Origin of the sequence: Bartonella sp. AA78NXGY, assembly GCF_042197005.1 — a bacterium.
Taxonomy (GTDB): domain Bacteria; phylum Pseudomonadota; class Alphaproteobacteria; order Rhizobiales; family Rhizobiaceae; genus Bartonella.
In genome coordinates, this window is sequence record NZ_JBHIRI010000004.1 from 22,826 (window position 1) to 36,526 (window position 13,701).

General features: G+C 34.2%; 9 protein-coding genes. 8 read left to right on the forward strand and 1 reads right to left on the reverse strand.

Going from position 1 to position 13,701, the window contains the following annotated elements:
- The first annotated feature begins 6 nt into the window (after positions 1–6).
- From ACFINL_RS03450 to ACFINL_RS03480, 7 genes are all read left to right on the forward strand, one after another.
- The gene (locus tag ACFINL_RS03450; protein WP_375611885.1) at positions 7–1,275 is read left to right on the forward strand and encodes a lipoprotein-releasing ABC transporter permease subunit; all 1,269 of its coding nucleotides are present in this window, start codon (positions 7–9) and stop codon (positions 1,273–1,275) included.
- A complete protein-coding gene (locus tag ACFINL_RS03455) occupies positions 1,275–1,955 on the forward strand; it encodes an ABC transporter ATP-binding protein (RefSeq protein WP_375611886.1) in 681 nt (226 codons plus the stop codon). The genes ACFINL_RS03450 and ACFINL_RS03455 overlap by 1 nt, the downstream gene beginning before the upstream one ends.
- Positions 1,956–2,020: 65 nt before the next feature.
- Positions 2,021–2,308, forward strand: coding sequence for a succinate dehydrogenase assembly factor 2 (locus ACFINL_RS03460; protein WP_375611887.1), 288 nt, complete (start codon positions 2,021–2,023; stop codon positions 2,306–2,308).
- Between the two features lie 5 nt (positions 2,309–2,313).
- Complete coding sequence (gene mfd, locus ACFINL_RS03465) at positions 2,314–5,802, forward strand: transcription-repair coupling factor (RefSeq protein WP_375650233.1); 3,489 nt, start codon at positions 2,314–2,316, stop codon at positions 5,800–5,802.
- 242 nt (positions 5,803–6,044) lie between these two features.
- Complete coding sequence (locus ACFINL_RS03470; RefSeq protein WP_375650240.1) at positions 6,045–6,482, forward strand: hypothetical protein; 438 nt, start codon at positions 6,045–6,047, stop codon at positions 6,480–6,482.
- Entirely contained in the window at positions 6,479–6,883 is a 405-nt protein-coding gene (locus ACFINL_RS03475) for a hypothetical protein (RefSeq protein WP_375650245.1), read from the forward strand. The genes ACFINL_RS03470 and ACFINL_RS03475 overlap by 4 nt, the downstream gene beginning before the upstream one ends.
- Before the next feature lie 1,538 nt (positions 6,884–8,421).
- Positions 8,422–9,033, forward strand: coding sequence for an invasion associated locus B family protein (locus ACFINL_RS03480; protein ID WP_273791265.1), 612 nt, complete (start codon positions 8,422–8,424; stop codon positions 9,031–9,033).
- An 88-nt stretch (positions 9,034–9,121) separates the two neighbouring features.
- Here ACFINL_RS03480 and ACFINL_RS03485 read toward each other — a convergent pair whose 3' ends face one another.
- Entirely contained in the window at positions 9,122–11,752 is a 2,631-nt protein-coding gene (locus tag ACFINL_RS03485) for a ribonuclease E/G (RefSeq protein WP_375650250.1), read from the reverse strand.
- Positions 11,753–12,339: 587 nt separating this feature from the next.
- On the opposite strand from ACFINL_RS03485, the gene ACFINL_RS03490 reads away from it, so the two are divergent.
- Positions 12,340–13,569, forward strand: a complete 1,230-nt coding sequence (locus ACFINL_RS03490) for an N-acetylmuramoyl-L-alanine amidase (RefSeq protein WP_375628086.1) — start codon at positions 12,340–12,342, stop codon at positions 13,567–13,569.
- Positions 13,570–13,701 lie beyond the last annotated feature (132 nt).

The following is a 13,701-nucleotide window of genomic DNA, read 5'->3' on the forward strand; positions in this document are numbered from 1 at the left end:
AATATTATGAAGAGGCTGAAAAACAAATGCTTTTCATCTTATGAGTGGATGATCGCTTTTCGTTATATGATTCCCAATAAAAAACATGTCGTTGCATCTGTTATTTCAATTATTTCTCTTATTGGGATTATGTTGGGCGTATTTGCTCTGGTTGTTGTTATGGCGGTGATGAATGGCTTTCGTACAGAACTTCTCAATCGTATTCTTGGTATGAATGGGCATCTTATTATTCAAACAGTTGATTCTGGTTTTGCTGATTATAAGACTCTTATTTCTTCTTTAGAAACTACAAATGGCGTGAAGTTTGCTTTGCCTGTTATTGAAGGTCAAGCACTTGTTCAAGGTGAAGTTCAAGGTGGCTCTGGCGCGTTAGTTCGTGGTATGCGCAAACAAGATCTAGAAAAGCTTAAAACAGTCTCTCAAAACATTAAATTAGGATCGATTTCTCGGTTTGATCAAGAAGAAGGTGTTGCAATTGGAAGTGGCTTAGCAGAAAAATTAGGATTAACAGTTGGAAGAGATATTCGTATCATTACTCCAGATGGTGATGAGACTCCTTTTGGCGTTACGCCACGAGTGAAAGCTTATAAAGTCGTTGCTATTTTTGAAGTTGGTATGTCTGAATATGATTCAATATTTGTCTTTATGCCTCTTCATGAAGCACAAATGTTTTTTAATTTAGGCGATAAGGTTCAGTCTTTAGAGTTATTTTTAAATGATCCTGATGCAGTTGATCAAATAAAACCCGTTGTAGAAAAAGCAGTTGATCAACAGGTTTATTTAATTGATTGGCGTACACGTAATCAGGCTTTTTTTTCAGCTTTACAGATTGAACGAAATGTTATGTTTTTCATTCTTTCTCTGATCGTTCTTGTTGCTGCTTTAAATATTATTTCAGGACTGATTATGCTTGTAAAAGATAAAAGTCATGATATTGCAATTTTACGCACGATGGGTGCTCAACAAAGTGCGATTTTGCGTATATTTATCATTACAGGAATGATGATTGGTTTTATTGGAACGATATTGGGCTTAATTTTAGGTGTTATCGCGACCGCGAATATTAATCATATCCAAGATTTTATATCTTGGTTATTTAATGTCGACGTTTTTAATCCTCAACTTTATTTTTTAACAAAATTGCCTGCACAAATTGAGTGGAAACAGACCATCTTGGTTGCTATGATGGCTTTATTCTTGTCATTTCTTGCTGCTCTCATTCCGGCATGGCGTGCTGCTAAGCTAGATCCCGTACAAGCTTTGAGGTATGAATAATGACAGCTATTTTAGAGCTTGTAGAGATTGAAAGACGCTTTTTCGAGGGTCATAAGCCGCTCATTGTTTTAGATAAAGCGAATTTTACTCTTAATCGTGGAGAGCTTGTTGCACTTGTTGCACCATCTGGTGCTGGAAAATCAACACTTCTTCATATTGCTGGATTATTAGAAAAACCAACCGCTGGTGATGTGATGTTACGAGGTGTTTCTTGTGCAAAGCGCTCTGATAGTGAGCGAACAGCTATAAGACGAAATGATATTGGTTTTGTTTATCAATTTCATCATTTACTTCCAGAGTTTACGGCGTTAGAAAATGTCATGATACCGCAAATGATAGCAGGATTAAAAAAATCCATAGCAGAAGATCGTGCACGCAAATTATTGACGTATCTGCGTATTTCTCATCGTGCGAACCATCGTCCCTCAGAGTTATCGGGAGGAGAACAACAACGTGTTGCTATTGCACGTGCAGTAGCAAATGGCCCTTCGGTTCTTTTGGCTGATGAACCTACAGGAAATCTTGATCCAGTAACTTCAGCTTATGTCTTTCAAGCTTTATCTATCCTTGTTCGTCAGTCTGGTCTTTCTGCTCTTATTGCAACACATAATTACGCTTTAGCTAAGCAAATGCATCGTCGAATTACACTTAAAGAACAAAAGATTATAGAACTTCCTTAAAGCAAGGTAAAAATTTTATACGACTAATTGAATAGTTTATATTACTTTATTAAAGGAGATTTTTTATGACAGTTTTTGTCGTTGACAAAAATCAATTAGATGCTCGTCGTCGTCGATTGATTTTTCGTGCATGGCATCGCGGTATTCGTGAAATGGATCTCATTTTTGGACATTATGTCGATGCTCATATTACTGGGATGAATGATAAAACGCTCTCTGAGCTTGAGTATATTATGTCTTTTGATGATCGTGATTTACTCACATGGATTACTGGAGAAATTTTGCCCCCCTCTGAAGTTGATAGTCCACTTTTCCGTGATATTGCCAATTATCGTACTTGCTTAAGTTATTAATCCCGATGCCTATATTTAAAAAAATTGTTATTCCCAAAAATAATTCTGTTCGTATGATTTTAGATGGCGTTACTGATGGATTTGAAGCCTTTGCGCTTGCTAAATTAAGTTCAGAAATTGCACAAGGTAAACCGCTCATCTATGTTGTCCGTGACGGAACAAAAATTGCGCATTTACAACAAGTTTTAAATTTTATTGAACCCAATTTACCCGTACTTCAATTTCCTGCATGGGATTGTTTGCCTTATGATCGCGTATCACCAGGAATTGCTGTTATGGCACGTCGACTATCAACATTGGCACACATAGCAAATTTACGGAAAGATCCATATTCTGCAATTATATTAACAACAGCAAATGCAATTATGCAAAAGTTGCCTCCTCGTGAAATGATAGAAGCTCAGCTTATTCACGCACGTGTTGGCCAGCGCAATAACATGGGAAATCTTATTCAATTTCTAGAAACCAATGGTTTTGAACGCGTTACGGTTGTCCGTGATATTGGTGAGTTTGCTGTAAGAGGAGGAATACTTGATATCTTTTCTCCGATGGATGTTGAACCTTTACGCCTTGATTTTTTTGGAGATAACCTAGAAAGTATCCGCGTATTTGATCCAGAAAGTCAAAGGACAACAGGCCAAAAAACTGAACTTTTATTACAGGCAATGAGTGAGGTTGCTCTTACACCAGAACGTATCAGTCGTTTTAAAAGCAATTATACCCGTACATTTGGTGTATCACAAAAAAATAACATGCTTTATGAAGCAATTTCTCAAGGTCGGCGTTTTGCCGGTATGGAACATTGGCTTCCATTTTTTTATGAAAACCTTGATAGCTTTTTTGATCATTGTGGCAATTTACCGATAGTTTTTGAGCATCTCATAGAAGAAGTTTTCATTGAGCGCTATCGTCTTATTGAAGACTATTATAATGCGCGCAAAGAGCGCGAAAGTGATGAAAAAAATTCTACTTCTTATCATCCAATAGATCCTAGTCTTTTTTATTTAACGCCAGAGCGTGTTTTGGAAGGTGTGCAACAATCTTCACAGCGTATTGATTTTTCTCCTTTTAATGTTCCACAAAGTTTGGAACAAACTGTTATTCACACAAAAGTTAAACAAGGATATGATTTTGTAAAAGAGCGTAATGCGCAGGAAAAAAATGTTTTTTCAAGTGTTATTGATCATATCGCATCTTTACGCGCTGCTGGTAAAAAAGTGCTTTTAGCGTGTTGGAGTGAAGGATCTCTCAATCGTTTGTTACAAGTTCTCGATGAGCATGGATTGAAAAAAATAGATGTTGCAAAATCTTTGCAAACAGTCAAAGCAACACCTCGAGATCGCATATTAGCAGCTGTTATCATGATAGAACATGGTTTTGTGGCTGAAGATTTGGCTATTATAGCAGAGCAAGATATCCTTGGCGATCGTTTTATAAGATCGCCAAAGCGGCGTAAGAATAATACAAATTTTATTTCTGAAATTTCTGCTTTAAATTCTGGTGATATTATTGTGCATATCGACCACGGTATTGGCCAATTTGTTGGTCTTAAAACCATCAGAACCACTGGAATTTTACGAGACTGCCTTGAAATTAGATATGCTGGAGGTGATTTACTCTTTTTACCTGTTGAAAATATTGAGCTTCTCTCACGTTATGGCTCAGAAGGAACAGAGGTAACTTTAGATAAATTAGGAGGTGTTGCTTGGCAAGCACGTAAAGCTCGGCTAAAAAAACATTTATTGGAAATGGCAGGGCAATTAATCCGTATAGCTGCAGAGCGTATGACTCGTGCTGCGCCTGCTTTACTTCCACCAATTGGACCATTTGATGAGTTTGTTGCTTGCTTTCCCTATGAAGAAACGGAAGATCAAATGAATGCAATTGATGCTGTTTTGGACGATCTAGCCTCAGGCAAGCCGATGGATCGCTTGATATGCGGTGATGTTGGTTTTGGAAAAACTGAAGTAGCCATTCGAAGTGCTTTTGTTGCAGCATTAAATGGATATCAGGTTGCTGTTGTTGTACCGACAACTTTGCTTTCACGTCAACATTACAAAACATTTATTTCGCGTTTTCAAGGATTACCGGTTAAAATTGGACATGCTTCGAGGCTTGTAAAAGCGAAAGAACTTGCACGAGTAAAAAAAGGTGTTTCAGATGGTACAATCGATATTGTCATTGGAACCCATGCATTATTAAGTGATGCAGTTAATTTTTTACGGTTAGGTCTTCTTATCATTGATGAGGAACAGCATTTTGGTGTCAAACACAAAGAGCGTTTAAAAGAGCTTAAAAGTGATATTCATGTTCTCACACTTTCAGCAACTCCCATACCACGCACTTTAGGGTTAGCTTTATCGGGTGTACGTGAACTTTCATTGATAACAACCCCCCCCATTGATAGAATGGCGGTTCGTACTTTTATTTCACCCTTTGATGCACTTGTTATACGAGAGACCCTGCTTCGAGAATATTATCGTGGTGGACAAAGTTTCTATGTTTGTCCTCGTATTTCTGATCTGGCTTTTGTAGAAGAATATCTCAAAACACATGTGCCAGAACTGAAATTCGTTGTGGCTCATGGACAAATGCCGGCTGGACAACTTGATGATATCATGAATGCATTTTATGATGGACAATATGATGTGCTGCTCTCAACAACCATTATTGAATCAGGTCTTGATATTCCAACAGCCAATACCCTAATTGTGCATCGTGCTGAGATGTTTGGTCTTTCTGCCCTTTATCAGTTACGTGGTAGGGTAGGACGTTCAAAACAACGTGCGTATGCTCTCTTTACATTTCCTGCTGGTAAAGTTTTAACAATTGCTGCTGATCGCCGTCTTAAAGTGTTACAATCTCTTGACACCTTAGGGGCCGGTTTTCAATTGGCAAGCCATGACATGGATATCCGCGGTTCAGGCAATTTTTTAGGTGAAGAGCAATCGGGGCATATCAAAGAAGTTGGATTTGAACTCTATCAAAAAATGCTTGAAGAAGCTGTTGCTGAATTAAAAGATGGAGAGCTAAATGAAGATAAGCAATGGTCACCTCAAATTTCTCTTGGTACAACAGTGATGATACCAGAAAGTTTCGTGCCTGACTTATCATTACGTATGGGACTTTATCGTCGTTTAACAGAACTTGATGGTTTAGAACAAATTGATGAATTTGCAGCGGAGTTAATTGATCGCTTTGGTCCTTTGCCCCTTGAGGTTCAACATCTTCTTAAAGTCTTTCATATTAAAACATTGTGTCGAAAAGCACATGTAGAAAAATTAGATGTTGGACCAAAGGGGATTGTCATACAGTTTCGTAATAACTATTTCGCAAATAGTGTTGCTCTTGTTCAGTGGGTGGGAAAACAAGGTACAATGGCAAAAATTCGACCAGATCAAAGTATTGCTCTTATTCGTGATTGGTCCTCAGCGGATGAAAGGCTTGTTGGAGCAGCGAATATTATGACACAGCTTGTCGAAATGGCAGAATAACATTCTGTTTAAAAAATTTCTTTATTGTTTCAGAACTGTTACTCATTTTTATAAAATCATTCTGAATAAAATTTAAGTTTATAATAAAGAACCTTTTATATATTTATTTGGTTTTTATTATATACGTATTGATATAATGAAGAAAATAGATTAGACAGTTTAACTGCAATAAATAGCACTTTTAATATAATAAGCTAATAAGCTCCTGTAAATTTTTTAGAAAGAATTTAGGTAAAGATAGCATGCTTTCTTCATTACAAAAGTGTCTAACTATCGTTTTTTTGTTACTCACTTTAATATATGGCGTAAAAAACGCTTATGCTGAGTTATCTTCTGATGAACAATACCAACATTTAAAAAACAAAAGAAAGAATATTAAAGAGAGCATACAATTTATTGAAGAAAGTATATCTCATTTGGATATTTGGGAAAAAAATATTTCTAAAGCAGAATACTATGAGCGTTTACAGGAACGGAATAAGTTATATAAAAAACTGAAAACTCTGAAGGATGAATATTATAATCTTGGTTCGAAATTACAGGATCTAGCTGAAAAAAAACAAAAAATTATCTCTAGAATACATATAGCGAGAGAGTATGAAGTAGGGGAGTATGAAGAAAAGTTGATTAAAGCAAAAGATTATTTAAAAAAACTCAAACGTTTAATGAATGGGGAATGAATGAGAAAAGTGGAGGTGATGATGAGATAATGAAAAATTATCTCATATTTATTATTGCTTGCAATACGTTAGCGGATATATTGCAAAGTGATATAGGTGCTATTTTGCGCAAAGATTTTGATTGGAAAGATAAAGATTTTAGTTGGGCTAAAGGCGCAAATAATTCAATAAGTCCTAGTTTAGTCAGGGATATTAAAGAATTATTAACAGATGGCTCTTATAGTTATGAAAAACAAATATTTGACGATATAAAAAATAGTCTTACAGAAGATAATTGGTTTGTAAAAAGTGCACCTAAGCTTTGTAATACCATTAAAGAAGTACATAATATAATGCTTCCAAACAAGAAAAAGAATATTATAGATCGTATACGTTTTCATGTTGAAGAATTATTCAATTAAAAATTTACTCATATAAATACAGAGAAATTAAGATTATATACTAAATAATAGTTAAAATATATTTTAATTTTTTGTTTTTAATTATTATTTATAATAAAGTAATTTTATGCACATAAGATATTATCTATTGTTCTTATCATATAAGATTTAATATATATATTAAATAATAAAATCATATATCTTTTTTATGTTTTCTTTTTATGCATAATTTTTTGTGCTTGTAGTTTTTTATTTTTATCTGTTTAATTATTTTAATGACGATACATCTCATATCATAAATCTTGTTTCATTAATATGATAAGAGAGATATTTTATAGCTCTAAGTTGTGTTATATAGAGAAACAAAATGATATTTTAATTCATTTTTTTCTTAAAACTTAAATCATTAACGATTTATATCTTTGATATTATGAAAGATGAAAAGAATTTATCATTTTAGTAGATTCTTTTATTTAAGAAATAACTTAAAAGAAATTGATAAAAGCTATATTTTTTATTCACGTTATAAAACTGAGAGATGATATTTGTACAGAAGTGCAATAATAGATGTTTAATATATGAGCATAAATTTATTATGGCTTTAGGCACGTGAGATGATTCATAGGGAGGGTTTCCTTTGTTCAGTAGTTTATCTATAAAACTAACTCCGCTTGTGATGTACAAGTGGATAAATTTTATTGATTCAACATAAGAGAGGTTTGCGCTATTAGGATCTTTCATACAATATAGAAATAGAAAAAAGATAAATTATTATTATAAATTAATATGTTATTATATTTTAAGAAAGTTTTTTATAAATAAAATATTTTCAGCAGTTATAGATTTTCTCTCTAAGAAAATGTGTTGTTTAATTAAGAAAAAAGCACTTCTTTAGTAGCGTATTTTTAAACTAAACTGTTTAGTTAAACGCTATGGAATATAAAATTTTTATTACAAAAGCGTATCACTATTATTTTGTAAACAAGGGCAGAAAATTGTTCATTAGCAAAAAGCTCTCTTAACAATTATGCAGAAATTTTAGACAATCAGTGGTTTTAATTCATTAAATGTTTCAATAATATCGTAGATGATTTTGTTTTTGTGTATCACACGAGGCACATAAGGAAAACAGTAAAATTTATCTGATATTTTAGAGCTTCATGCATTGCAACACCTGTTGCAAAGGTTCTATAAGCTTAACATGAAGAGTAATAAATGTAAAAATTTTAATTAGTAAGTTTTTTAGAGTAGTATCAGAGTTTATTTTAATTAATATTGCAATATTGATTCGTTTGTGTAATCTTAGTTTAAATGCACAGAGGTGTTTTATGGATAGATTGCATCAAATACCAATGTGATGAAGAGGGGAAATGATATGAGTGTATAAAAATTAGAATGGCTCGTCGTATTTTTTCTCTAAATTTGACTTTTTTTTTTATATTGAAGTAAAAATAGTAAAATTAATTGTTATTTCATTATAATTTAATAAATTAAGTTGGAATTATATTTAATATTTTTTTGAAGTTACTTAAGAGCGCGTTGAAAGGATTAACTTAATCATGTCGCATAAAAATGTTTATTCTGCTGTTTCAGTATTAGTTGGAGCCGCTGCCCTTTTTCTTATAGCTGGTATTTCTGCAAATGCGCAAACTTTATCACAAGGTTGGTACAAAGTTTGCAGTAAGCAGCATGATGTTGATATTTGTAATACAATGAATACTGTATTATCGAATACGGGACAACCTTTAACGGCTTTTAATCTTGTTGAAATAAAAGGGAAGCAAAATGAGAAACGTATAGGTATTCAAGTGCCGACAGGTCGTTTTTTGCCAGAAGGTGTTCACATTAAAATTGGTGACGAGTTCTCTAAAAAAATTCCTTATATTATTTGTAATGGACCAAGTTGTATTGCTAATGATGTCTTAGATGATAAGCTTATAGCAGCTATGAAAAGTGGTACAAAAATGGTTGTAACCACAGTTAATTTCCGTGGTTCAGCTAATCCTATTGAATTTTCTCTTAATGGGTTTACAGCAGCCTATACCGGTCCTGGTATGGAGGAAAAAGATTTCCAACAAGAACAAATAAAGCTGCAGCAAGCTATTCAATCAAAGCAAAAAGAAATTGAAGAGCGTATGCGGGCTGAGCAAGAAAAAGCGAAACAAAAGTAATAAAACCACACCATAAAAGTTGGTCAAAACGTTTTCTATAATTGTTTATTTGAACCGCCACAGTTTTCTGTGGCGGTTTTTTTAATCCTTAATTTTTCGAAAGAATTCTGCGTTTCCACCAACCAATACGTTCAGTTTTGGAAGAATCATTAGGCGTTGATGAAATAACAACGGGTTGATTAATTGTTTCTTCAATTTGGGAAGGAGAGGTTTCGATAACTTTCTCCATCTCGATTACAGTTTTTTGCTCTAATATTTTTTGTATTTGCGTTGTCTCTTTAGAAGATGATTTTTTACGTGTTCCACGTGTTGATTTTTTACTCTTTTCAAGAGCTTTATCTTCTACCTCATGAATAGCTTTGTCTGCTTTTTTTGTTTTAGTTTTACGCACCGGACTGGTTGTAGGTTTTTCTTCAAGAGATTTTTGTTCTGCAATATTTTGATCATTCTCTAAAGAAAGTTGATTTTCTACTACTTTTGAAGAACGTGTTTTACGTTTTTTAGGTTTAATACTTGTATCATTTTTTTCAGATTCACTCTGTTGTTGTATATCTAGAGCTTGTGTATTATTTTTTGTTTCTTCAAGTTCAAAAGATTTAGCAGGTGAAACACGACGTTTGCGATGCGCTGCTTTAATTTCTGCTAAAGCTTGCTTAGCAAAATCTCCCACTGGTTCTGCATAAGGAACGCGAATCTGATGAAAACTATTATCTTGATTGCGTCGACCACCACGACGTCCTCGACGACGTCCTCGACGATAAGAATCATCATTCAAGGTATCTTCTTTTTTATGAACGTTGGAGAGAGAATGATCAGTAATTTCACCGTGACGATTTTTGCGCCGACGCTTTTGATTTGTTTCAATGGGAGAAGGATTTTCAATAGATTCACTCTTTATGAAAACAGAATCTTCAATTTCTTGCTTATTGTCATCTTCCAATGAAGATTGAGAAATTCTCTCTGCTATTGAGCCTTTAGAAATAACAAGATGTTGTGTTCCAATACTATCATCTGCTTCAATACTAATATTAAGTTTAAAGCGAGCTTCTAAATTAACAAGAATATTGCGTTTATGATTTAATACATAAAGCGCTGTTGCTACGGGGGTGCGCACGATAATATTATGTTGCGAATTATGAAGAAGATATTCTTCAATTGAGCGCATGACATGTAACGCAATTGATGATTCAGAACGTATATTTCCTGTTCCTGCGCAATGTGGGCAGGGCTGTGTCGTACTTTCTAAAACCGATATGCGAATACGTTGACGACTCATTTCTAAAAGGCCGAAGTGTGAAATATGACCTACTTGAATACGAGCACGATCGTTTTTTAAACAATCTTTTAATTTTTTTTCGACCAGCTTCACATTGCGTTCTTCAAGCATATCAATAAAATCAATCACAATTAAACCAGCAAGGTCACGCAAGCGTAATTGACGCGCTACTTCTTCAGCAGCTTCAAGGTTAGTTTGTAAGGCTGTCTTTTCGACAGAGAATTCTTTCGTAGAGCGGCCAGAATTTACGTCAATAGCAACAAGTGCTTCTGTTTGATTAATAACAAGATAACCACCAGATTTTAAAGAAACCTGTGGTTGCAACATTTTATCAAGTTGAATTTCAATATTATTTCTTGCAAAAATGGGCGTAGGATCACGGTAAGGTTGCACAACTTTTGCATGACTTGGCATGAGCATACGCATAAAGTCTTTCGCTTCACGATAGCCTTGGTCTCCAGAGACAAGAATTTCACTAATGTTCTTATTATAAAGATCTCGTATAGAACGCTTGATGAGATTGCTTTCTTCATGGACAAGGTATGGTGCCGTTGACTCGAGTGTCAAAGTGCGAATAGTATCCCATAACCGCATAAGATATTCATAATCACGTTTAATTTCAGCTTTTGTTCTATTGGCACCAGCGGTTCGTAAGATAACGCCCATACCTTTTGGAACGGCTAATTCTTTTACGATTTCTTTAAGACGCTTACGGTCTTGTACGTTCGTAATTTTTCGTGAAATACCACCACCACGTGCTGTGTTGGGCATTAGAACAGAGTAACGACCAGCTAGAGATAGATATGTTGTAAGGGCAGCACCTTTATTACCACGCTCTTCTTTGATAACTTGTACCAACAAAATTTGACGTCGTTTAATGACTTCTTGAATTTTATACTGGCGCCCTTGTTTTCTTTGATAAATCGGGAGCTCTTCACGGATGTCCTCAGCACCGACCATTTCAATCTCATCATAAGAGATATTGGCATTTAATGCTTCTTCTGTATTATCAATTATTATCGCTTCAGATGTGATATCATTTTCAATATCGGCTGCTATAACATTGTTTTTTTCACTTTTTTTTGTTCTTCTGGAGCGTTTTTTATTTTTAGTTGCTTCTTCCGTAAAGGTATCTACAGAATTTTCTCCTACAGCTTCTTTTTCTTCTTCTTCAAGAAGAGCAAGGCGATCAGCAATAGGAATTTGATAATAATCAGGATGAATTTCAGAAAATGTTAAAAAACCATGTCGGTTTCCACCATATTCAACAAAAGCCGCTTGGAGAGACGGTTCTACACGCGTAATACGTGCGAGATAAATATTCCCCTTGAGCTGTTTTCTATGTTCTGATTCAAAATCAAGTTCTTCAATTTTGTTGCCGTGAACAACAACAACACGTGTTTCCTCCGGATGGGAGGCATCTATAAGCATTTTGTTTGACATAAGTTAATATCCTGAAGGCGACATGCACAATTTTATTCAAACGAATGCCATAACTATTCGTAAACATAAAAGGCTGTCTGCCATAAAAGGGAGGTACCAGAAAAACAGGACGAAACACCACGTGCAAAGGCATGACTGCATTTACACCATTTCTCATCATTATTTCCATCTGTTTTTTATGACTCATATTTTCTTAAAAGTCTCCGGTAAAATAATCTTTAAAACAGTTCGGATATCCGAACCAACGAATCTTAAGTAATGCAATCCTAATGTTACAACATAGAAATTTTTCATCCATAAAAAAGTCTCAACGCATAATAGACAAAAAACCTCTAAAGACAACTTAATATGAGTTACAGATAATTTAGATGACTATTATCAGCTAGGAAGCATAAATATTCTTTTATGTTGATATCATGCGTTTGGCAAGTAACAATGTAAATCATGTATAATTATAATATCTTTATGCCCTTAATTTCGTTTTGAGGTGTTTATTTAGCTTTTATTGAAAAATAGATAATAAATTGGTGTATCGTTTTATGTAACCAAGATAAATTATTACAAAGGTAATGTAGAGTATTTTGCTTATGATAAGAGTTTTTTTTACCAAAAAGCTGAAAACAGCTTATGGGGATGTTATTGTGCTCGTCACATACTTTTTATTATCTTTTTTGCTACTCCAAACTAGTGTTCAAGCCGCAGATCCTCTGAGACTTATTAATTTTCGAACCATTGGTGATAGTATTCATACGCGTATTATTGCGGTTTTTAATTCAAAACCAAATGTTCGTTTACAGATTTTTGACAGGCCCGCACGTTTGGTTATCAATTTACCTACAATTGACTTTTCGATGCAAAATACGCCTTTAAAGAAACGGAATACATTATCCGTTATGCTTTCAGATGTGCGTTATGCTTTCTCTGACATACAGACTTCACGCATTATTTTGACAAGTAAAACGGCTTTTGTGGTTGAAAAAAATGTCGTAAAAAAATTAAATAATGGTTTATGGCAGTTGCTGATTGATATTCGTAAAAGTACACAAGAAAAATTTGATGAGATATTAAAAAAACAGCAAAGAAGCAATTTTGATACAAAAACACAGTTAATGCCAGCATATAATTTCCGTGTTGTTCTTGATCCTGGTCATGGTGGTATTGATGGCGGTGCACGGGGTGTTACTGGAATTTTAGAAAAAGATGTGACTTTAGACTTTGCGCGTGCATTGCGAGACGAATTACAAAAGGATTCTCATATTACCGTTGCTTTAACACGAGATTCCAATATTTTTTTAAGACTAAGTGAAAGAGTTAAAAAAGCGCAAGAGTTTGATGCTGATCTTTTTATATCTATTCACGCAGATACGATTGATCTACATTCTCTTCGCGGTGCCACAGTGTATACCATATCAGATAAAGCCTCTGATGCCATTGCAAAATCTTTAGCTGAAAATGAAAATAAAGTTGATTTGCTTGATGGTTTGCCTGCAGATGAAACGCTCGAAGTTACAGATATTTTGATGGATCTTACACGACGTGAAACACATACATTTTCGGTTAATTTTGCAAATAGTGTTATTTCAAGTTTATCAAAGAATCATATTAACTTGATTAATAACCCACATCGGTATGCTAATTTTCAAGTTTTAAGAGCTTCAGATATACCCTCAGTCTTGATAGAGATAGGTTATTTATCCAATAAAGAGGATGAAAAGTTATTAAATGATCCTCATTGGAGAAAACAAATGGCAGCCTCTATTGCTCATTCTATTCGTCAATTTGCTGATTATAGGCAGAAAATGATACAGCCTCTTTAAATTTATGAGAAAATAGAGTATCAATATGGGCTTCTAGTGTACCCTAGTATAAATAAAAGATAGAAAACAATTTCTCTTGATCTCAATCTTGTGGTGATATCCACTTGGTGTGTTTGAAGTAACGTATTTTTT